The 22,386-nt window shown below is 43.4% G+C and carries 15 protein-coding genes; 12 read left to right on the top strand and 3 right to left on the bottom strand.

Annotated elements, in window-relative coordinates; genetic code table 11:
* Positions 1–3 precede the first annotated feature (3 nt).
* Both AAFN85_RS09500 and AAFN85_RS09495 read right to left on the bottom strand, forming a co-directional pair.
* Entirely contained in the window at positions 4–690 is a 687-nt protein-coding gene (locus tag AAFN85_RS09500) for a PAS domain S-box protein (RefSeq protein ID WP_347526929.1), read from the bottom strand.
* A gap of 78 nt (positions 691–768) precedes the next feature.
* Entirely contained in the window at positions 769–1,971 is a 1,203-nt protein-coding gene (locus AAFN85_RS09495; RefSeq protein ID WP_347526928.1) for a BamA/TamA family outer membrane protein, read from the bottom strand.
* 355 nt (positions 1,972–2,326) lie between these two features.
* Between AAFN85_RS09495 and AAFN85_RS09490 the strand changes: the two genes are divergently transcribed.
* From AAFN85_RS09490 to AAFN85_RS09455, 8 genes are all read left to right on the top strand, one after another.
* The gene (locus tag AAFN85_RS09490; protein WP_347526927.1) at positions 2,327–2,800 is read left to right on the top strand and encodes a hypothetical protein; all 474 of its coding nucleotides are present in this window, start codon (positions 2,327–2,329) and stop codon (positions 2,798–2,800) included.
* Positions 2,801–3,056: 256 nt separating this feature from the next.
* Positions 3,057–3,494: a 50S ribosomal protein L13 gene (gene rplM / locus AAFN85_RS09485; protein WP_090529488.1), complete on the top strand. Its 438-nt coding sequence runs from the start codon at positions 3,057–3,059 to the stop codon at positions 3,492–3,494.
* Positions 3,495–3,520: 26 nt separating this feature from the next.
* Positions 3,521–3,907 (top strand): 30S ribosomal protein S9, encoded by a 387-nt coding sequence (gene rpsI, locus AAFN85_RS09480; protein WP_119407418.1) that lies wholly within the window; start codon positions 3,521–3,523, stop codon positions 3,905–3,907.
* Between the two features lie 18 nt (positions 3,908–3,925).
* Complete coding sequence (gene rpsB / locus AAFN85_RS09475; RefSeq protein ID WP_347526926.1) at positions 3,926–4,768, top strand: 30S ribosomal protein S2; 843 nt, start codon at positions 3,926–3,928, stop codon at positions 4,766–4,768.
* 174 nt (positions 4,769–4,942) lie between these two features.
* A complete protein-coding gene (gene tsf, locus AAFN85_RS09470) occupies positions 4,943–5,794 on the top strand; it encodes a translation elongation factor Ts (protein WP_347526925.1) in 852 nt (283 codons plus the stop codon).
* 302 nt (positions 5,795–6,096) lie between these two features.
* Positions 6,097–7,221 carry an N-acetylglucosamine-6-phosphate deacetylase gene (nagA, locus tag AAFN85_RS09465; protein WP_347526924.1) on the top strand — a complete coding sequence of 375 codons (1,125 nt, stop codon included), beginning with the start codon at positions 6,097–6,099 and terminating at the stop codon, positions 7,219–7,221.
* 125 nt (positions 7,222–7,346) lie between these two features.
* Positions 7,347–8,051, top strand: a complete 705-nt coding sequence (gene pyrH / locus AAFN85_RS09460; RefSeq protein ID WP_347526923.1) for a UMP kinase — start codon at positions 7,347–7,349, stop codon at positions 8,049–8,051.
* Between the two features lie 125 nt (positions 8,052–8,176).
* Positions 8,177–8,683 carry a lipocalin family protein gene (locus AAFN85_RS09455; protein WP_347526922.1) on the top strand — a complete coding sequence of 169 codons (507 nt, stop codon included), beginning with the start codon at positions 8,177–8,179 and terminating at the stop codon, positions 8,681–8,683.
* 182 nt (positions 8,684–8,865) lie between these two features.
* Here AAFN85_RS09455 and AAFN85_RS09450 read toward each other — a convergent pair whose 3' ends face one another.
* Positions 8,866–11,364, bottom strand: a complete 2,499-nt coding sequence (locus AAFN85_RS09450) for a M1 family metallopeptidase (protein ID WP_347526921.1) — start codon at positions 11,362–11,364, stop codon at positions 8,866–8,868.
* Positions 11,365–11,845: 481 nt separating this feature from the next.
* Between AAFN85_RS09450 and AAFN85_RS09445 the strand changes: the two genes are divergently transcribed.
* From AAFN85_RS09445 to AAFN85_RS09430, 4 genes are all read left to right on the top strand, one after another.
* Positions 11,846–14,629, top strand: a complete 2,784-nt coding sequence (locus AAFN85_RS09445; RefSeq protein ID WP_347526920.1) for an ABC transporter permease — start codon at positions 11,846–11,848, stop codon at positions 14,627–14,629.
* Between the two features lie 159 nt (positions 14,630–14,788).
* Positions 14,789–17,218 (top strand): FtsX-like permease family protein, encoded by a 2,430-nt coding sequence (locus AAFN85_RS09440; RefSeq protein ID WP_347526919.1) that lies wholly within the window; start codon positions 14,789–14,791, stop codon positions 17,216–17,218.
* A gap of 196 nt (positions 17,219–17,414) precedes the next feature.
* The gene (locus AAFN85_RS09435; protein ID WP_347526917.1) at positions 17,415–19,739 is read left to right on the top strand and encodes an ABC transporter permease; all 2,325 of its coding nucleotides are present in this window, start codon (positions 17,415–17,417) and stop codon (positions 19,737–19,739) included.
* A gap of 169 nt (positions 19,740–19,908) precedes the next feature.
* Positions 19,909–22,302, top strand: a complete 2,394-nt coding sequence (locus AAFN85_RS09430) for an ABC transporter permease (protein WP_347526916.1) — start codon at positions 19,909–19,911, stop codon at positions 22,300–22,302.
* Positions 22,303–22,386 lie beyond the last annotated feature (84 nt).

Here is a 22,386-nt window from a genome sequence, read left to right as displayed (position 1 = left end):
ATTTTATATCCCCTTGCTTTTTGCTTCCTGCTCCTCCCGTTGATTTCGCATAATTTTAGTGAAGCCCCTGTGGTTATGCTCTTCATCAAACAGCGGAAAAACTAACCCACTGCCCCAAAATCTGCTTTTATCTTTGCGTACATGGTATCGCTCATCTACCGCGCGACCTTTGCTTAGCGCCTTTTTTAGCTCCAGTTCGGGCTTGCCTTCTGCTACATCCTCATCAGTGAAAAATATGCGGGCGCTTAAACCTAAAGCCTCCGGTTCGGTGTAGCCTAACAGGTTCTGCGCGCCGGTGTTCCAACTGTTAATGTCGCCGTTTTTGTCGGTGGTTATTACAGCATAGTCTTCCAGGCTGTCAAGCACCTGCCTGAAAAATTCTTCGCTCATCCTAAAGTAGGTGTCGTTAAAAATATCGGCACCGGTTATGGTATCATCAAACGTTTGGTATTCTATATAAACATTGGTATTGTCGATGCCGCAAATCAATTGCATGGGCTCGCGGGTGATGCGGTAAAAAGTTTCAAAATCGGCAGGGAGCTTATGGAGTTCAGGCTTTTGCTTAATGGGTACCAGGGTTATGTCGGCAGCTTCATTTGTTTGCTGGTTTATGGTGATCTTAACCAGCATGTAGGTGTAGCCCTTTTCAATCAGATCGCCGAGTAGCTGCGAGGTTAACGGAGTGCGCATAGTATATTGGTTTGTATCGGTAAAATACCAACCAGCACAAAAATGACACCAGTTGTAATATTATAAGGAAAGCCCGATTTAAAACACCTCGTTTAAACCTAAAAAGAAACCGCTTGAGCCATACGTACCCCTACCATAATCAATACATAAGTTTGATCGGGTGTATTTATTAAACAACAATCTTAATCCGGCACCGCCACCTGGTTCCCAATGGCTAAATAGTTTAATGCGCTGCTGGTTGTTAGCGGTTTCGGCGTTAATGAATGCTACACCGCTAAGGAGTTTGTTACTTGTGAGCGGGAAGCGATATTCAGCCTCGTTATAAACAAACGACATGCCTTTAAACCTCCCGATAATAAACGCCCTGCCAATGCGCCCGTAGGCATCGCTGCCGGTACCCGGCAGTTCGAGATAAGGGAGCGCGCCACTGATTAAATAATTTGACCAGTGCCACAGGGCGAACACATGCTCCGGGTTGGTTTTTGAAAGGCTCCAGTATTTCCTAAACTCCAGCTTAACCTGCATAGCATCGCGGTTGCTGCCCAGCCAGGTTTGATTACTACGGAAAACGATATCAGCATAAATACCCCTGAATGCACGGTTAGGCTGATCGCGGGTGTTGAATTGAAAATTAAGCAGCAAGCCGTTGGCCTGGTACGAGTTTACCGGGAAGCCATTGCGGATGCTGTAGCGGTAATTATGAGTTTGACTGATGGGAATGTCCTTACGGTCGTCGTCAATATGGCTATAATAATTAAAGCTGAGGCCCGCGCCTACATATATGCTGTTGGCCAGCTTGCGATAAATACGCTCGTTGGCTTTGATATACACGTAGCGGATAGGGAAGGCGTCGGGATTGTTTTCAAAGTGGGTATCATTCATAAAAAAGTTGCCCTCGCCAAAGCTCCTTCCGCCGGTGCCGATGCCGTTATCCGTGGCAACTGTTTTGCCAATTTGCACAGTTCCTTGCAGGTTCCATTTATTTTGTGCCGAGAAGGCGTTTTGCTTAAACTCGAATGTTGATAATCCTCCTGTTGAAATATAAAAGCCCGCGTTGATAACCGATAGGGTAGTATTAGAAGGATCGCCAAAATATTTACCGCCTGATGAGATTACCCCGGCCGCAAAACCAACGCTGGGGTTATAAGCCGCAGATGGCAATACCGACCAATATGTGCGGTTTTGTAAGGGTTGATCGGGCGCGGCGGGTTTACTGCTTTTACCGCTGAAAATAGATGCGAGAATAGTATTGGCATCCAGTTGAGATTTTAATGAATCCACTGGATCGGCTACGGTTTGGGCAAAACTGTTGCAATTGCACCATAGTGCAAACAGTAAAATTAGGGTAAGCCGGTAAGTAACGCGAGCCAAGCAGCAATAGTTTATAAGTGTTAGGGCTAATATAATATTATATCATCTGAATGTAAAAAACTTATTACTAAATAAAACGCGGTGTTTAATGGAACACGGATTTTGCGTTAGGGATAGGAGCGGAAAGCCCGCAGCGCGGGAGGGAATTGCGCGCAGGAAAGGCGAGGACTTGCAGCGTATAGCCCTAATGCAGGCAACGCCCTGGTCATTATAGAGGTAAGGTTACTTTTTTAAATAGCCGGTATTAAACAAAAACAAATTTGTGATGCATTATTTAAATTTCACTACACGTTTATTGCTGTCAGTAATTTTTACAAGCATGACGTTTGTAATGGCATGCAATCAGCCTGAAGAAAAAGAATACGCCTCAATAAGTTTGAACACCGCAAAAATGATTGAAGCTGATAGTAATCTGGTAGATACTTCTTTTAACGGGCCAGGAGTATTAGCAGCTTACTTGCACGATACTACAAAACGCGCCAAAAATGATACTGTACCTGCTGTGGACGTATTTATTTGCATATCACATAAACGGGATACTGTTTTAGGCGACACTATTGTAATTTTTGATACACAACTATGTGGTAAAATTCCGATAAATATAGAAAATTACTGGACCCAATTACACTACACAAAACAATGGCGAAACTGTGAGGTGCCAGTATCTGCTAAGGAGTTAGGCAATATTAAAAGGTATAAGTATAAATATGCAAACGTTACGCTTATAACCGATGATTGATTTGTCTGAACTCGAATTTGTTTAATTGATGAATTTACAGAATGATTAGTAAATTCGAAAAATTCTAATAATTCCCCCAAATTCGAGTTCAGACAAACCACCCAAATCCCGGTTCAAACAAACCATCTCCCCCTTCCCTAAAATCAAGCTCAATAATTTCCTCAAAATCTATTTGCTAATAAGATAATTAACTCTATCTTTGCAGTCCCGAAAATACGGGGTATAATAAACGTTTAAACAATTTAATTTAAAGCAAGTGAATACGTTAAGTTACAAAACTGTCTCAGCCAACAAAAAAACCGTTAACAAACAATGGGTTGTTGTTGACGCGGAAGGCGAGATTTTGGGGCGCTTGTCTACAAAGATCGCAATGATCATTCGTGGAAAAACCAAGCCTGATTTTACCCCAAACGTAGACTGTGGTGATAATGTGATCGTTATCAACGCAGACAAGGTAAAACTGACCGGAAACAAACTAAGCGACAAGGTTTATGTTCGTTACACTGGATATCCAGGTGGTCAGCGTTTTATTTCTCCTAAGGAGTTATTGGCGAAACATCCAACCCGCATCATCGAGAAAGCGGTACGTGGTATGTTACCTAAAAATCGTTTGGGCAAAGCATTATTCGGCAATTTGCATGTATATGCAGGTGCTGAGCATCCTCATGCTGCGCAAAACCCAACAGCCATTTAATTTTTTAATTTTTAAGGAGAAAAAAAATGCCAACAACTAACACTTCAGGCAGAAGAAAAACAGCCGTTGCCCGCATCTACCTTACAGAAGGAAATGGCGCGATCATCGTTAACGGTAAAGATTACAAAGAGTATTTCCCTACTTTGCCATTGCAATACATCGTTACTCAAAGCACCGAAGTTTCTGGTAGCACCGGAAAATATGATGTTAAAGTAAACGTTGCAGGTGGTGGTGTAAAAGGACAGGCAGAAGCCGTTCGTTTAGCTATCGCTAAAGCTATTGTTGAACTTGATGCTGATAAGAAACCAGCATTACGTGCTAAAGGCTTAATGACCCGCGATGACCGTATGGTTGAGCGTAAGAAACCAGGTCGCAGGAAAGCACGTAAGAGATTCCAATTCAGTAAACGTTAATCACAGGAGGACAACAAAATGGCAAGAACAACTTATCAGGATTTACTGGACGCTGGTGTACACTTTGGTCACCTTACCCGCAAATGGGATCCGAAAATGTCACAGTACATTTTCATGGAGCGTAACGGTATCCACATTATCGATTTAAATAAAACCTTAACTAAGGTTGAAGAAGCTGCTGCAGCTATAAAACAAATTGTAAAATCAGGCCGTAAGGTATTATTCGTAGCTACAAAGAAACAAGCGAAAGATATCGTTGCTGATTATGCAAAAAGCGTAAACATGCCATACATCACCGAGCGTTGGTTAGGTGGTATGTTAACCAACTTTGCTACTGTACGTAAGTCGATCAAAAAGATGTCAAACATCGATAAATTGACTAAAGACGGTACTTACAGCAACCTTTCTAAAAAAGAGCGTCTGATGATTCAGCGTGAGCGTATCAAATTAGAAACCCTTTTAGGTGGTATCTCTGATCTGAACCGTTTACCAGCTGCATTATTCCTGATCGACGTTAAGAAAGAGCACATCGCGGTTTCTGAAGCATTGAAGTTGAACATCCCTACATTTGCTATGGTTGATACCAACTCTGATCCTTCAAACATCGATTTCCCGATCCCTGCGAATGACGACGCTACTAAATCAATTTCATTGATCACCAGCATCATCATCAAAGCTATCGAAGAAGGTTTAGATGAGCGCAAACGCGAGAAAGAAGACGAAGCTGAAAAAGAAGCAGTAGCTGCTAAAGCTAAAGCTGATGCTCCAGAAAGCAACGAAGGCGGTAAAAGAACCCGCAAAGTTGCTGAAGTAACTGCAGAAGGCGAAGCTGAAACTCCAGCTGCCGAAACAGAAGAGTAATCTTCCTTGTTATAACCCTTTAAGGGTACATATAGCATAAAATATATTAATTCTCTCACCTCCAAAACGGGGTGGGAGATTTTTAATATTAAAAATAGTTGCAGGTTAATAATAGCGTAACACGCTTACGGTAACTTGTAACCCGATATAAAAAATCTTAAAACTCAAAAAAACATGTCTACAGTACAAATTTCTGCAGCCGACGTAAACAAACTGCGCCAACAAACCGGTGCCGGTATGATGGATTGCAAAAAAGCATTAACCGAAACTAACGGTGATTTTGAAGCAGCTATCGATTTTTTAAGGAAAAAAGGTGCTAAAGTTGCAGCAAGCCGTCAGGACAGGGAATCAAACGAAGGTGTTGTTATTGCACGTACTTCGGCTGATTTTAAAACCGGTGTTGTAATTGAATTAAATTGCGAAACCGACTTCGTAGCTAAAAACGCTGAGTTCGTTGCATTTGCTAACCAAATTGCTAACACTGCTGTTGAAGCTAAACCAGCTTCAATTGAAGAACTTTTAGCATTGGAGATCGACGTTGAAACTGGTCGTCAGGTAATATCTGAAGCTATCATCGAAAAAACCGGTAAAATCGGCGAAAAAATCGGTGTATCTAAATATGAAGTAGTAACAGGCGAAAAAGTTGTTGCTTACATCCACGGTAACTTCCGTTTAGGTGTATTAGTAGCACTTAGCGCTGGTGGCGATGCTGCTGAAGAAGCTGGTAAAGACGTAGCTATGCAAATTGCTGCTATGAACCCTATCGCTTTGGATAAAGACGGTGTTGATGCTACAGTAATTGAGCGTGAGCTTGAAATTGCTAAAGATCAGATCCGTGCAGAAGGTAAACCAGAAGCGATGATCGAAAAAATTGCTGCCGGTAAACTGAACAAATTCTACAAAGACTCAACTTTGTTAAACCAGGAGTTTGTGAAAGATTCTTCTAAGAGCGTTTCACAATTCTTAAACGAGGTTGAAAAAGGCCTTACAGTAACCGCCTTTAAGCGAGTAGCTTTAGGAGCTTAATTATATTAAATCCCCCGATGAAAATCGGGGGATTTTTTTTGCCCTGTTGTTTTGTGAAGCATATGGGCGAAAAGCAAGCCGCATAGTTTACTCACCCGGTCTGCGCTTCGCTGGACCACCCTCTCTACGACAAGTCGTAAAGAGGGTAGAAGAAGTAGAAAAGTAAAACTTGAAAATCCCCTCTTTACGCGCAGCGTAGAGAGGAGTGACAAGCGTAGCGATGTCGGGGTGAGTAAATACGGGGGGATAATGTGCCCCGGTTTATAATTTATCAGGTTTAATCATTTATATCATTAAATCATATGCCTATCCTCGCCCTCCACAACCTCAAACTCATCTCCAGCGGCACCATCGCCGAAGGCAAAGCCGTTTTAATCTCAAACGGCGTAATTACCGATGTTATTGACGAAACCGCTATCCCAACGGATGCAGAGAAGAAAGACCTAAACGGCGCATATCTTGCACCGGGTTTTATCGACCTGCAGATCTACGGCAGCGGTGGTAAATTATTTGCCGGCACCCCAACGGTAGAGGCACTTGAGCAATTGGAGAACGATCTGTTAAACCAGGGTACTATTGGCGTATTTCCTACCATCGGTACCAACACAAATGAAATTGTTGAGGCAGGTATTGAGGCGGCGAAGGCCTTCCGTGAAAAGGCGAGAGGAGCTTTCTGGGGACTGCACCTCGAGGGCCCGTATCTTAATCCTGCAAAAAAAGGCGCGCACCCCGAGAAGTTTATCAAAAAAGCTACGCTCGACGAGGTAAAAGGCTGGATTGAAAAGGCCGATGGTGTTATTAAAATGATCACCATAGCACCAGAGTTGCAGGATCAGGAAGTGATTGATTACTTGTACGATCAGGGCATTATTATTTCTTCAGGCCATAGCAACGCTACTTATGCTGAAGGGAAAGCATTTTTAAAGAAACCTATACAGGCAGTAACGCATTTGTTTAATGCCATGCCATCAATGCATCACCGCGAGCCGGGCTATATCCCTGCCATTTTTGAGGAAAGGCCTTATACCAGTATTGTAGCCGACGGCATTCATGTTGATTTTGCCATGATCCGTTTGGCTAAGCGCGAATTAAGCGATAAACTTTTCCTGATCACCGATGCGGTAACCTCAACCAAGGAGGGAGCTTATCAGCATGAACTGCGAGGTGACAGGTACACCATGCCCGATGGCACATTATCCGGCTCGTGCCTTACTATGCTTAAAGCGGTTGAAAACTGCGTGAAAAAAGTAGGTATTGAACTGGCGGAGGCGGTAAACATGGCTTCATTATACCCTGCCGAACTTGCATCGCAAACCCAAAAGGGTAAAATTGAAAAAGGGTTTGATGCCGATCTGGTTGTGTTTAACACTGATTTTGAGGTGCTTGAAACCATCCTCAACGGTAATTTTTTAACAAAGACAACATAAAATTTTAACACTGCAATATATTCGCTATTTTTGGCGAACTACTCCCATATGAACAGAGCTTTATCAATTCTTGATATAAACAAAAGCAGGTTTCATTCATTTCTATTATTAACAAATCACACCAAATGAAATACAAAAGAATATTACTGAAACTTTCGGGCGAATCGCTGATGGGCGGAAGGCAATATGGTATTGATAACAACCAGGTATTGCAATATGCTCAGGACATTAAAAACGTTTATGACGCCGGTATCGAAATAGCGGTAGTTGTTGGAGGCGGTAATATTTTTAGGGGACTAAGTGCCGAAAAATCAGGCATGGAACGTGCCCAGGCCGATTACATGGGTATGCTTGCCACAGTAATTAACTGTATGGCATTACAAAATGCGCTGGAAAGTATCGGTGTGGAAACCCGCCTGCAATCGGCCATTAAAATGGAGCAGATCTGTGAGCCTTATATCCGTCGTCGTGCTATGCACCACCTGGAAATGGGGAAAATCGTGATCTTCGGTGCAGGTACCGGTAACCCTTATTTCACTACTGATACTGCCGCTTCATTGCGCGCTATCGAGATCAAAGCCGACGTTGTATTGAAAGGCACCCGCGTTGATGGTATCTATACCGCCGATCCGGAAAAAGATCCGACTGCGACCCGCTACGACGAAATCACCTTCCAGGAAGTATATGACAAAGGCCTTAACGTAATGGACATGACCGCCATTACCCTTTGCCAGGAAAATAAATTACCCATCATAGTATTTGATATGAACAAAGAAGGCAACTTTATGAAAATTGCCAACGGCGAGCATATCGGTACGTTGGTGAAGTAAGCCCCACCCAAACACTCCCCTAAAGGGAGAGGGGTTTCACAACCTCCCTCTATAAACTCATAAAAACTTGAAACCCCTGTTATTCCGTAATTGGATATAACAGGGGTTTTTTAATTTTTTATGCTATGAAGTTTATTTTCAGTATATTAGTTTTGTTTTTAACAACAGCCGCTCCGGGGCCTGCTAATAAACCCGTTGCAAAGGTTGATCTGGATAAATTCGCGGGTAAGTGGTACTCATTATATTCAATCCCTACCATGTTTGATAAGGGAACCCGCGAAACTACTACTACCTACACATTAAATAACGATGGCTACTACAACGTAGTAACTGTTGCCAAAAAGGGAGATAACGAAGATTTGCACACCTACAAATCGAAGCTGTTTCCCGAAAAAGAGAAGGATGGTGAGATGAGGGCCCAGTTTATATGGCCTATAAAAGTTGACTATTGGGTTATCGACCTCGCTACGGATTATTCGTACGTGGTTGTTGGTCACCCGGATCATAAGTTTTTATTTATCATGAGCCGGAAGCCATCAATGCCCAAAGCCGAATATGATGAAATTGTGGAACGTTGCAAAGGGATGGGGTATGCTGTTGACAAGCTGGTATCGCAACAACACAAGGGTTGAGCTGAAAGCTAAAGGCTTAAAGCTTAAAGCAGAGAATAACTACGAATATACGATTCAACAGAAGCTTTTGGCTTTCCGCCTTACGCTTTCAGCTAAAAATAACCTACGCCCTACAACTATTATGAAACAGAAAGGCCGCTCTGGTAACAGAGACGGCCTTTCACGTTATATATGCTTAAAGATTATTTAGCGTCATTAACAGCTTTGATAGCGTCATCGGCAGCTTTGGCTGATGCATCATCTTTCATGGCTGTGCGGGAAGCTTTAATGCCCTCCAGTTGGGTTACAATAAATGGTGCAGCACCATAAACTTTAAACCTTATACCTGCTTCTTTCAGCTGGCCAATGCCTTGCTGGGCATATTCCGATTTGTTTACCTTACCGGTCATATCGGCAAAGTTTTTAAGATTGTTGAATTTTTCCTGGATACCGGCATCAACAAAGTGCTGGTAAACGTATGGCCATTCAGCATCATTACCATTCGCAGTATAAAGGTTCATGATGGCCGAAGTAAGCGCACCCCTGTTATCTTTTTCAAGACCCTTGGCAAGGCTCATGGCTTTAGCCGGATCAAGAACCGCAATAGCGTTTAAAGCAGCGCCTTGAACAGCGTATGATTCGCTTGAAAGCGCTTGGGTGAACAAGGTCATGTTACCGCTTGCTTTTAGCTTACCTAATGCGCTGATGGCAGCTGCACGCACCAATGTGTTATCATCAGTTTGGGCCAACGAGATCAGGATAGGTTGAGCAGCATTGCGAACATCATCTTTAGTTAGGTTTAAAGCTTTGATAGTTTTAACACGCAAACCATAGTATTTATCTTTCAAAGCAGCGATCATGATCTTTTGAGCCTCTTTACGGGTCTGATCTGATGCGGCAGCATCAATAGCCTCAAAACGATCAAGATAGTTTGGCGCGTTGAAGTATTGGAACGAAAACTCTTCGATGGTTTTGCTATCGGTTTTCTTGGTTAACAAGATCTTGTCCGCGTCAACGTTAACTAAATCGGGTTTACCGGCGAGTTGGTAGCTGATAGAATCAACCTTGTTGTTTAACCAGGCTTTGTAGCGTACTTTTTTACCACCCTGGTAAACATCAATAGCCATTGGCAATTTAAAGGTTTGGCCATCCTGAGTTTGTTTCAGGTAAACAGTTTCGGTTTTGGTAGCCTCATCCCATTTGTAGCTGATATTCAATATCGGGTGACCGGCACCGTAATACCATTGGTTAAAGTACCAATTCAAATCCTGTCCGCAGGCTTCTTCAAATGCTAAGCGCAGTTGCTGTGCTTCACCATTTTTAAATGCGTTGGTTTTTAGGTAGATGTTAAGGCCTTTGTAAAATGCAGCGTTACCTAAATAGTTACGCAACATGTTCAGGATGCGGCCACCTTTTTGGTAAGTAACGGCATCAAATACCTCTTCTTTATCGCCATAGTAAAAACGCACCAGGTTTTTGGTGTTTGCACCTGGCGAACGCAGGTACGATTGCATATCGGCATAGTTGTGGTCATCGCCGGCATCTTTGCCGTATTTATGTTCGGCCCAAATGGTTTCGCTGAAGTTAGCGAACGATTCATTCACTGTTAAGTTACTCCAGCTTTCGGCAGTAACATAATCGCCAAACCACTGGTGAAACAATTCGTGTACTATGGTGCTTTGGCCGTTGCTGAAATAAGCATCTTTCAATTCACGGTGAGTTGCTTGTACGTAATCGCCGTGCAGGGTGGCCGAAGTGTTTTCCATGGCACCGCTCACATAATCGCGAACAACAATTTGCGAGTATTTAACCCATGGGAAATCAACGCCCAAAGTTTTTGAGTAAAAATCGATAGCCTCAGGTGTAGAAGCGAAGATCTCCTTAGCGTATGGGGCATATTTAGGCTCCAGATAATAGCTTACTTCTTTATCCTTCCACTTGTCTTTATAGATCTTGAAATCGCCAACGGCCATCATAAACAAGTATGGCGAGTGCGGCAGTTCCTGTTTCCATGTATCGGTGCGGGTGCCATCGGCATTTGTTTTTTGCGATACCAGTTTACCGTTTGATAGCGTAACGTACTTTGCAGGTACGGTCATGGTGATCTCTTCAGTAGTTTTCTGACTTGGCTTATCAATGGTAGGGAACCAGGCCGATGATGATTCGGTTTCGCCCTGTGTCCAGATCTGTACTGGCTTATCTTTCTCGGTGCCGTCTGGGTTAATAAAATATAAACCTTTGGCATCGTTAATTGCCGCGCTGCCTTTTACTTTTAGTTCGTTTGGCTTGGCGGTGTAATCAATGTAGATGGTATAATTTTCGTTGTTTTGATAAACTTTATCAAGCTTAATAGCAACCGAAAGGCTGTCCTCGTATTTAAACTTCAATGGAACGTTTTTACCGTTTTTTATTACCGAGATGCTTTTCAGATCCATGCCTTTGGCATCAAGACGAAGGCTGTCGGTTGGGTAAAAGTGAGGTTTTAGCGTAACCCATTCCTTACCATACAGGTAACGTTTTTTGTAATCGAACCTAACATCAAGTTTGGTATGGATGAGGTCGTTAATTTTGGTAGGTACGGCACGGTAAATTTTTAATGCCGGGTCTTCAGGAGCCGGTGCCTGCTGGGCGTAGGCTGTTGCCATAGCTGAGGTGAGCGCGCACGACAGCAAAAGTTTTTTGAGTAGTTTTCGATCAGTCATATATAGTTTATAACAACAAGTTTGTTTTACAGGCTGTTAATGATAGTTAATTTTCAAATATAATATTTAACAACCAAAACGTATTGTGCGTAAATCACCTATGACGCGCGGGAGGGGGATATGTTACGGGGATGAGGAGCAATTTTAGTCTATCGTTAGATAAAAACCGCAAGTTCAAGCGTCCACGCTTGAATTATTTGAAAGGTAAGCGTCCACGCTTACGTTTAACACGAGCGTTGACGCCCAAAACTCATGTCATTCAAGCGTGGACGCTTGAATGTGCGGATTCCTTGTTTCAAAATGACATTCTTTTTTAGACTAATCCCGCCTAAAATCGAACACCAGATGTACGCTTTCGTACAGTTACAATCAAAAACTTTATATAAATAATTGATAATTAGTTTTTTATATAAATGGCATGGCTTTTATCTACCAAAACAGTAGTTTACCGCCTTTTGATGAAAAATAACCTAATGGGGATATGAACTTAGATGATCATGTTTGGGATCTGGCTTCGAAGAAGCTGGCCCGCGAAGCTTCGGAAAAGGAGTTGCGCGAGCTGAATGCTTTGCTTGCCGAAAACCCTGAATTACATGCCCAGCTAAAGCTAATGTCCAAATGGTGGGATGAAGGGGAGGAAAAACCGGAGATTGAAAGTTCGGCCTTGTTCAGCAGGATCCAGGCTAAGATAAAAGATGTAGAGAATGCCACGACACACGAATTTGTTGAGGCGGAGCAAACAATACCCAAGCCAATTAAAACCTGGCAAGCTGATTATAATAGTACTAAGAATTTAACACAACATAAACCGTTTTCAAACCATATAGCCATGCTCAAAAATTACCTGAAAATAGCCTTTAGGCAATTGCAAAAGCAAAAAATGTACACCGCCATTAAAATAGGCGGTTTCGCGTTTAGTATTGCCGCCTGCCTGTTAATTGCATTGTATATAAAGGATGAATTAAGCTTTGATAAAAGCTATCCCAATGCCGCCAATGTTTACCGTGTGCTTGGGCATTACCACGATGGCTCGATAGATGAAAAAGGGGTAGACTGGCCATCGGTGTTAGGAAAAGTGATCAAGCAGGATTTTCCTGAGGTGGAAAAATCGGGTAGGTTGATGCCTAACTCGTTGTTTTGGGGAGCTGGTGCCAACGAATTAAAACGTGCCGATCAGCCCGATAACACCCACGAAGAAGGTTTTGCCTATGCCGATCAGGGCCTGATAGATATTTTAAACCTCCCCATGGTTTACGGCGATCCAAAACATGCCCTGAGCGAACCACTAAGCATGGTGATATCAAAAAGTAAGGCGGATAAATACTTCCCCGGTCAAAACCCGGTGGGCAAGGTGATGTACCTGAACAACAACAAAAGCAAGCCTTTTAAAATTGCCGCGGTAATGCAGGATATCCCGAGCAATTCGCACCTGCACGATTTTAAGTTTTTCATCACCCTTGCCGGCGTAGAATTTTGGAATGGAGAACAGGCTACCTGGGATGCCAATAATTATCACATATATATAGCGCTGAAGCCCGGCACCAACATAGCGCAGTTTAATAAAAAACTTAACGATGGCATACTGAAAACTTATTATATCCCTAACATGACCCGTAATGGCGATAAACGCGCCAGCAAAGTAATGAGCATGTTTAACTTGGTGGTGCAGAATGTGCAGGATATTAATCTGCGTTCGTACGATGTTCATGATGGCATGTCGCATGGGGATATCCGTTTTGTTTGGTTGTTTGGCGCGGTTGCCGGTTTTATATTGGTGATCGCCTGCATAAATTTTGTTAACCTGTCTACAGCTAAATCGGCTAACAGGGCTAAGGAAGTTGGTTTGCGTAAAGTAGTTGGCTCACAACGTAGCGGGTTGATCCAGCAATTTCTGGCCGAATCATTATTATATAGCTTTTTCTCGTTTGTATTAGGGTTGATATTGGCCTGGATACTACTGCCGTATTTCAATACGCTGGCATCCAAATCGCTTGTTATGCCATGGGCGGCGTGGTGGCTGGTACCGGTAGTTTTGGTATCGGCGTTTTTAATTGGAGTTGTGGCCGGTATCTATCCGGCGTTTTATCTTTCGGGCTTTAAACCAGCCGAGGTACTTAAAGGTAATTTAAGTAATGGCAGTAAAAGTTCGGTATTGCGCAATGTGCTGGTAGTTTTTCAGTTTGCCACATCTATTATCCTTATCATCAGTACAGTGGTTATTTATAACCAGATGCAATACCTGCTTAACAAAAAAGTAGGTTTTGAAAAAGACCAGGTAGTGATGATACAAGGCACCAACACGCTCGATAACCAGGTGAAACCCTTTAAAAGCGAATTACTGAAATTATCTACCGTAAAAAGCGCATCCATCAGCGATTTTCTACCCGTATCGGGTACCAAGCGTAACGGTAACCAATTTTTTATTGAGGGTAGGGAAAAACTTGACCCAACGGTTGGCGGTCAGTTTTGGGATGTAGATCATGATTATATCAAAACGCTTGGCATTAAACTGGTGGCGGGCCGCAATTTTATGCCCGATATGAAAACCGATTCGCAGGCGGTAATCATTAACCAAATGATGGCCGACAAACTGGGGCTAAAAAACGCGATAGGCAAGAAGATAGTGAACTATGGTCCGGCTAAAACCATTATTGGCGTGGTTGCGGATTTCAATTTTAACTCGATGCGCGATGGTATCGAACCACTGGTTATGCACCTAAGCCCAAGCGAATCGATAGTGTCGGTAAAAATAAAAGCAGGCGATGTAAAAGCCGCGCTTGATCAGATCACCGCTACCTGGAAACAATTTGCGCCAAACCAACCCATTCGTTACGCTTTTATGGATGAACGCTTTGCCAGCATGTATGCCGATGTGCAACGCATGGGCCGCATTTTCACAAGCTTCGCGGTATTGGCCATTATGATAGCCTGTCTTGGTCTGTTTGCCTTAGCCGCCTTTATGGCCGAGCAACGCAGCAAGGAAATAGGCATCCGTAAAGTGCTTGGTGCCACCATTGGTAACATCACAGCCATGCTCTCCATGAATTTTGTAAAACTGGTATTCATAGCCATTGTAATAGCCACCCCGGTAGCCTACTACGCCATGACCAAATGGCTGCAGGATTTTACCTACAGGGTAACATTAAGCTGGTGGATGTTTGCGCTGGCAGGTGTGGTTGCTATTATGATAGCACTGGTAACGGTAAGCTATCAAAGTATAAAAGCCGCGCTGATGAACCCGGTTAAAAGTTTGAAGGCGGAGTAGAGAGGTTAGTGGTTGGAGATTAGAGGTTAGGCTTTTTGTCTGAACGATGATTTTTAGGATTTAAGGATGTCTTAATAGTTAGAGTGAAATCCCGACAATCAAAAAAATCCACCCAAATCCCGGTTCAGACAACATTAAATCATACAAATCAAGATTCAAATGCTTAAAAGTTATTTAAAAACAGCATGGCGTTTTTTGCTGAAAAACAAAACATTCAGCCTTATCAATATAGTAGGTCTGGCTACGGGTACTCTATGCTGCCTGTATATTTTGCTTTATGTGCAGGATCAGTATAGTTATGACAAACAACACAGGGATGTAAAAGACCTGTACCGCATTACCACCACGCTCGAGCTAACAGGCGACAAGCATGATGGCGCAGCAAGTTCGCCGCCTATTGCTCCGGCCATGAAAAATGATTTCGGTGAGGTTTTGCAGTTTACCCGTGTAGTAGATGCCGAAAGTTTGGGTGCTAAAGAGCATTTATTAAAATATAAAGAAAAGTCGTTTTATCAACAGAACGCGGTGTATGCGGATTCGACCTTTTTCGAAATGTTTAACTATCATTTTGTTGCCGGCAATGCTGATAAGGTGTTGAATGAACCTTATTCGCTGGTGTTGATGAAACCGGTTGCCGATAAACTTTTCGGATCTGAAAATCCGATAGGTAAAATGATCTCAATGGATAATGCCTTCGGGAAGCATGATTTTAAAGTTACTGGTGTTGTTGACGAAAGCGCGGGCCAATCGCACATAAAAACCAACATGTTTATGGCCATGAACAGCGGTGGTGCAGGCGGATATGTTAGGGGCAGCAATGCCTGGGCGGGAAATAACTTTTTATATGCCTATGTAAAACTGCGACCCAATACCAACGCCGCGGCCCTTGAGAAAAAGCTGCCAGCCTTTTTAAATAAGTATGGAGCCGATCAGTTAAAGGAGATAGGCATGAAAAAAGCCTTGCACCTGCAAGCGGTTACAAGTATTCATACTACACCTGGCCATGAGCATGAGTTAACCAAAACGCTCGATCCTTCGTTTTTATACATCCTGATATTGGTGGCTGTGCTGATCCAAGTGGTGGCCTGTATCAATTTCATGAACCTGTCGACAGCGCGTGCTTCAAAACGTGCTAAAGAGGTTGGCGTACGCAAAGTGATAGGCGCGGGTCAGGGCGATTTGATGAAGCAGTTTTTGGGCGAATCGTTTATGCTTACAATTATTGGGGTAGCCGTGGCATTGCCTTTATTGGTTGTATTGATGTCTTATTTAAACCAGGTAACACATGCAGATATAAAGCTTACGTTTTTTAGTGACTATAAGCTTTGGGTGATGCTGGTAAGCATGGTATTGGTTACAGGTTTGGTGGCGGGCAGTTATCCGGCCTTTTACCTGTCGGCTTTTAAAGCTATTAAAGTAATTAAGGGCAATTTTACCAATCATATTTCGGCGGGGGGCATCCGTAAATCGTTGGTGGTATTTCAGTTCGTGCTTTCTATTGTGCTGATAGCCGGTATTATTGTTATATACAGCCAGCTCAATTTTGTAAAGAACAAAAACCTTGGTTTCGACCCTAATCAAAAACTCATTTTTAACTTTTACACCAACACCACGCAAGGCAAAATGAAAGATTTTGCCAACGACTTAAGAGGTTTGGCCGAAGTAAAAACCGTAAGCAACGCCGATAATTACCTGAGCCAATTTGTGCCGCACGATCATGGAGTTTATACCGCCGGAGGCAACATGACCACGGCCACCGACGCGCAAAATATAGAAACCGACGAGTTTTTTGCCAAAGCCAACGGCATCAAAATTATTGCCGGCCGCGATTTCAGGATAGGTGATAGCTCCCGTGTATTAATTAATGAAACCTTATGCAAGCGTTTAGGATTAAACCCGCAAACAGCCCCGGGTACAAGGCTTTACACGCAGTACGCGCCGGATCCGGTAACTTTTGTTGAGGTGGCCGGGGTAATGAAAGATTTTAATTACAACTCGCTGCACACGCAGATTAAACCTTTTATGTTGGTTTATTTCAACGATCCGCGGCATTTTAATTTAATGGTGGTATCAACCGATAGTAAAAACTATAAATCGTTGTTAAGCAAAATAGAAACCCTATGGCGTAAAGACGTACCCGATGCCCCATTTGAGTATTCCTTTTTAGATACAGAAGTACAAAAGCAGTACGAGACGGAAGTTACCCTATCTCAAATTATCAATGCCTTTACACTGATGGCAATCGTGATCTCTTGCCTGGGTTTATTCGGTCTCGCTGCCTTTAGTGCCGAGCAGCGCAGCAAGGAGATAGGGGTACGCAAAGTGCTTGGTGCAAGTGTAACCGGAATTGTGCAACTGTTGTCGAAAGATTTTGTGAAGCTGGTTTTGATAGCCCTTGTTATAGCTACGCCAATAGCCTGGTGGGGAATGAGCAAATGGCTGCAGGCTTTTGAGTACCGGATAAATATAAGCTGGTGGATGTTTGCCCTGGCAGGTGCACTGGCAATGGTTATAGCCCTGATAACGGTAAGCAGCCAGGCCATTAAAGCGGCCCGGATGAACCCGGTGAAGAGCTTGAAAGCGGAATAGGTTGGTCATTGGGGCATTTGCTTCGCGTCATTGAGTCATTTTTTGGATGGCAGCGAGCCTAAATGAGGTAGAGAAAAAAATGACTCAATGACCTAATGACACAAAGCAAATGACCAACTAAAAAAATGACTTAATGACCCAATGACTTAATGAAACAATCATGATAAAGAATTACATTAAAATCGCGTTTCGCAATATGGTTAAGAATAAGGTGCATGCCTTTATTAACATTGCGGGCTTATCGGTAGGGATGGCGGTGGCTATGCTTATCGGATTATGGGTGTGGGATGAGTTATCGTTTGATAAATACCATAGTAACTACGATCGTGTGGGGCAAATTATGGTAAGCCAAAAAGGTATTGATGATGTGGTAACCTTTCCATCAACGGTAGTGCCCCTAAGTGCCGATCTGCGTACCCGCTTTGCTGATGATTTTAAGCGTATTTCGCTGATCTGGCGTAGCACCCATATCCTGGCTGTTGGTGATAAAAAGATCTCGCAAACAGGCAGCTGGGCCGAGGCTGATATGCCGGCCATGTTGGCGCTGAAAATGGTGAAGGGCAGTTATGCCGATTTTAAAGACCCTTCATCTATAATCATATCGCAATCTATCGCCAAATCACTTTTTGGTGATGCCGATCCGATCAATAAAACCATTAAGGCCGATAATAAAACCAACCTTAAAGTTATTGGAGTATATGAAGATCTGCCTCGGAACACTACGTTTTACGAAACGAAGTTTTTTATGCCTTTCTTCAATAAAGATAATTGGTGGAGTACCCAAACCGATAAATGGGACAACCACGGTTGCCAAATGTATGTTCAGCTGGCTGATAATGCCGATTTTAATAAAGTTTCGGCTAAAATAGCGCGGGTTACCGCTGCGCATTTTAAAGTTTATGACGAAACCATTCAGGTGCACCCCATGAGCAAATGGCACCTCTACAGCGATTTCAAAAACAGGAAAGCAGTGGGTGGCCGTATTGAAATGGTTTGGCTATTTGGAATTATCGGTGTGTTTGTACTGCTGCTGGCCTGTATCAACTTCATGAACCTGAGCACTGCCCGTAGTGAGAAACGTGCTAAGGAAGTAGGCATCCGTAAATCAATAGGTTCTTTACGTTCGCAATTGATCAAGCAATTTCTAAGCGAATCGGTACTGTTTGCCTGCCTGGCGCTGGTGGTTACTTTCGGGATAGTTTCAATAGCACTGCCGGCATTTAATCAAATTGCCGATAAACAGATCGTGATGCCTTTTGCCAATACATGGTTTTGGGCGATGGCTTTAGGCTTTACCTTATTTACAGGGATCATTGCAGGTAGCTATCCGGCGTTTTATTTATCATCTTTCCAACCGGTGAAAGTGTTGAAAGGTACTTTTAAAGTTGGCCGTTTAGCCTCGGTGCCGCGCAAGGTACTGGTGGTAGTTCAGTTTACGGTTTCGATAGTGTTGATCATCGGTACTATTATTGTTTTCAGGCAGATCCAGTATGCCAAGAACCGTCCGGTTGGTTACTCTCGGGCTGGCCTGCTTACCATCGAGATGAATACCCCCGAAATTTATGGCCACTACGAAGCCATGCGCAACGAGCTGATCCAGACCGGTGCGGTTGAAGATATGGCCGAATCGAATAGTACCACCAACGCCATCTGGGCACGTAACGGCGGTTTCGATTGGGAAGGGAAGCCGCCAACCTTCGAGCCTACATTTGCATCCATCGCCGTTACCTACGATTTTGGCCACACCGTAGGCTGGAAACTAACCCAGGGCCGCGATTTTTCAAGAAGTTTTCCTACCGATACAGGCGCGTTTATCATGAATGAGTCGGCTGTGAAATTAACCGGACTTAAAAATCCGGTAGGTAAAATAGTGAAGTGGGGAGGTGCACCGCACAAAGTTGTTGGTGTGGTTAAAGATATGATCATGGAGTCGCCTTATGAAAAGCCTGTGGCTTCGATGTTTATGATGTTGCCGGGTTGGGTTAATTTTATCACTATAAGGGTTAAACCAACCATGGCCATGCAGGAGGCTTTGAAAAAAATAGAACCAGTATTTAAAAAATATAACCCCGGCAGTCCCTTCGATTTTAAGTTTAATGACGATGAATACGCGCACAAGTTTTCGGACGAGCAACGTATCGGCAACCTCGCCACCATTTTCGCGGTGCTGGCCATCTTCATCTCATGTCTCGGTTTGTTTGGCCTGGCCTCATTTATAGCCGAGCAGCGGATAAAAGAAATAGGCGTGCGCAAGGTATTGGGCGCTTCAGTTGCCAACCTATGGCGGTTGCTCTCTACCGAGTTTGTGGTACTGGTAACCATATCGCTACTGATCGCCATACCAATGGCTTATTATTATATGAATAGCTGGTTGTTACGCTATGAATACCGGTCGACGATAACCTGGTGGATCTTCGCAGCATCTGGCGTGGGGGCCATAGTGATCACCTTATTAACGGTTAGCTATCATGCAATAAAAGCAGCATTGGCTAATCCGGTGAAGAATTTGAGGAGTGAGTAAACTCGTCATTAGGTCATCTGCTTCGCGTCATTAAGTCATTTTTTGCATGGACATCAATTAAATGATCAACAGCCTGCTAATCAAAAAATGACTCAATGACTCAATGACCCAATGACGCAAAGCAAAATGACCCAATGACCCACTGAAACGAAGTAAAATGATATAAATCATGTTAAAAAATTACATCACAATTGCCTGGCGTAACCTTGTTAAGAACAAGGCGTATACGCTAATCAATATCACCGGCCTATCGGTAGGTATGGCGGTGGCCATGCTGATAGGCCTTTGGATCTGGGACGAACTATCATACAATAAAAATTTTGATAGCTACGACCGTATTGTGCAGGTTTGGCAAAACCAGACCTTTAATGGGGTAACCAGTTCGCAAACGGCTATGCCTATACCATTAGGGTATAAATTGAGGGAAGATTACAAGCACGATTTTAAGTACGTGGTGCTCTCTACCTGGACCTACGGGCACATCATAGCCTACGGCGATAAAAAGCTGAGCAAAAACGGTAACTACATGCAGGAGGAAGCCCCTGATCTGTTCACTTTAAAAATGCTGAAGGGTACCCGATCGGGCCTCAAAGATCCATCATCTATTTTACTTTCGGCCTCATTGGCCAAAGCTTTATTTGGTGATGCCGACCCGATGCTTAAAACCATTAAAATTGATAACGAGTGGAATGTAAAAGTTACTGGAGTTTATGAGGATATGCCGCACAACTCCGATTTTAGAGATCTGGGTTTTATAGCTCCCTGGGATTTGTACATGACCACCATGGGGTGGTTAAAAAACGCGCGCACCCGCTGGGGGAATAATTCGTGGCAAATTTTTGCGGAGTTGAAACCTGGTGTTCAGGAGGCTAAAGTATCTGCCGAGATCAGGGATATCAAAATGCAAAATATAAAAGCCACAGGTGATAATGTGGGCGCTATGGCTAAGCCGGCTGTGTTTTTATACCCCCTAAGTAAATGGCACCTGCACTCGGAATTTAAAGATGGTTTTAACACCGGAGGAGATATCAAATTTGTATGGATGTTTGGCATTATCGGCGTGTTTGTATTGTTGCTGGCCTGTATCAATTTCATGAACCTGAGCACTGCCCGCAGCGAGAAACGCGCTAAAGAAGTTGGGATCCGCAAAACTGTAGGCTCGCTAAAAAGCCAATTGATCAGCCAGTTTTTTATCGAATCGGTACTTATATCCACGTTCGCGTTTTTTGTTTCGTTATTGCTGGCCCAGCTTACATTGCCCTGGTTTAATGGCGTGGCCGATAAAGCCATGCATATGCTTTGGGGTAACCCTGTTTTCTGGCTATTGGGTTTAAGCTTTAGTATTCTCACCGGTTTAATTGCCGGGAGTTATCCGGCTTTCTATCTGTCGTCATTTCAGCCGGTTAAAGTACTCAAAGGAACTTTTAAAGCAGGGCGTTTTGCCGCTATCCCACGTAAAGTATTAGTAGTGGTACAATTTACAGTTTCTGTAACACTTATTATTGGTACTGTTATAGTTTTCAGGCAGGTACAGTTTACTAAAAACAGACCTATAGGTTATGAACGTACGGGTTTGGTACAAATGGATATGCGTACCAACGAAATCCATAAACATTTTGAAGCCGTGCGGAATGATCTGATCAAATCGGGTGCTATTATTGAAATAGCCGAGTCGGGCAGCCCGCTTACCGGCGTTTACTCCAACAATAGTGGTTTAAACTGGAGAGGTAAGCCGGCAGGATTAATGGACGATTTTGCTACCATAACCGTTAGTCCGGAGTTTGGTAAAGTTGCACAATGGAAAATAACTGAAGGCCGTGATTTTGAACGGGGCAAAGTGGGCGACTCACTAACCATGATTGTAAACGAAACCGCAGCCCGTTTCATGAATTTTAAACATGCAACAGGCGAAACGGTAGATTGGGGCAAAAAATACAAGATCATCGGGGTAGTGCAGGACATGGTAATGTCATCGCCATATGAGCCGGTTAAGGCATCGATATTTTTATTTGATAGCGATCCGGGCAGCCTTACAGATATCCGCCTTAACCCTAAAATGAGCGCACATGATGCAATTGCCAAGATAGAGGCTGTTTATAAACAGTACGCCCCCGGCAGCCCGTTCGAATATAAATTTACCGACGAGGAATACGCCAGCAAATTTGCCAACGAAGAACGTATTGGCAAATTGGCAGGTTTCTTTACCCTACTGGCCATATTCATCAGTTGTATGGGCTTGTTCGGCATGGCATCATTTATGGCCGAGCAACGTACCAAAGAGATAGGTGTGCGCAAAGTACTGGGTGCATCGGTGTTTAGCCTGTGGCAATTAATGTCGAAAGATTTTGTGATCCTGGTATCGATATCATTGCTGATAGCTATCCCAACTGCCTCTTACTTTATGCAAGGCTGGATAAACAACTATAAATACCATGCTGAGCTATCGTGGTGGATTTTCGGTTTGACAGCGATTGGAGCTATTGCTATAACCTTACTAACCGTAAGCTATCAAAGCATCCGCGCGGCAACTATGAACCCAGCGAAGAGTTTGAAGACGGAGTAGGGAGGTTGGTGATTGGAGATTAGAGGTTAGGACAAAAAAAAGCAACCATGTCATTGCGAGGTACGAAGCAATCGCACGGAAGCA

Source organism: Mucilaginibacter sp. CAU 1740 (genome assembly GCF_039839285.1).
GTDB lineage: Bacteria > Bacteroidota > Bacteroidia > Sphingobacteriales > Sphingobacteriaceae > Mucilaginibacter.
Note: the sequence above shows the minus strand (reverse complement) of the source record. Positions and strands in the feature narration are given on the sequence as shown.

Bases quoted from the DNA above. Each gene is read 5' to 3' on its own strand.
- AAFN85_RS09500 (WP_347526929.1), bottom strand. From the start codon at position 690: ATGCGCACTCCGTTAACCTCGCAGCTACTCGGCGATCTGATTGAAAAG.
- AAFN85_RS09490 (WP_347526927.1), top strand. From the start codon at position 2,327: ATGCATTATTTAAATTTCACTACACGTTTATTGCTGTCAGTAATTTTT.
- rpsI (WP_119407418.1), top strand. From the start codon at position 3,521: ATGCCAACAACTAACACTTCAGGCAGAAGAAAAACAGCCGTTGCCCGC.
- rpsB (WP_347526926.1), top strand. From the start codon at position 3,926: ATGGCAAGAACAACTTATCAGGATTTACTGGACGCTGGTGTACACTTT.
- tsf (WP_347526925.1), top strand. From the start codon at position 4,943: ATGTCTACAGTACAAATTTCTGCAGCCGACGTAAACAAACTGCGCCAA.
- nagA (WP_347526924.1), top strand. From the start codon at position 6,097: ATGCCTATCCTCGCCCTCCACAACCTCAAACTCATCTCCAGCGGCACC.
- pyrH (WP_347526923.1), top strand. From the start codon at position 7,347: ATGAAATACAAAAGAATATTACTGAAACTTTCGGGCGAATCGCTGATG.
- AAFN85_RS09455 (WP_347526922.1), top strand. From the start codon at position 8,177: ATGAAGTTTATTTTCAGTATATTAGTTTTGTTTTTAACAACAGCCGCT.
- AAFN85_RS09450 (WP_347526921.1), bottom strand. From the start codon at position 11,364: ATGACTGATCGAAAACTACTCAAAAAACTTTTGCTGTCGTGCGCGCTC.
- AAFN85_RS09445 (WP_347526920.1), top strand. From the start codon at position 11,846: ATGAACTTAGATGATCATGTTTGGGATCTGGCTTCGAAGAAGCTGGCC.
- AAFN85_RS09440 (WP_347526919.1), top strand. From the start codon at position 14,789: ATGCTTAAAAGTTATTTAAAAACAGCATGGCGTTTTTTGCTGAAAAAC.
- AAFN85_RS09435 (WP_347526917.1), top strand. From the start codon at position 17,415: ATGGTTAAGAATAAGGTGCATGCCTTTATTAACATTGCGGGCTTATCG.
- AAFN85_RS09430 (WP_347526916.1), top strand. From the start codon at position 19,909: ATGTTAAAAAATTACATCACAATTGCCTGGCGTAACCTTGTTAAGAAC.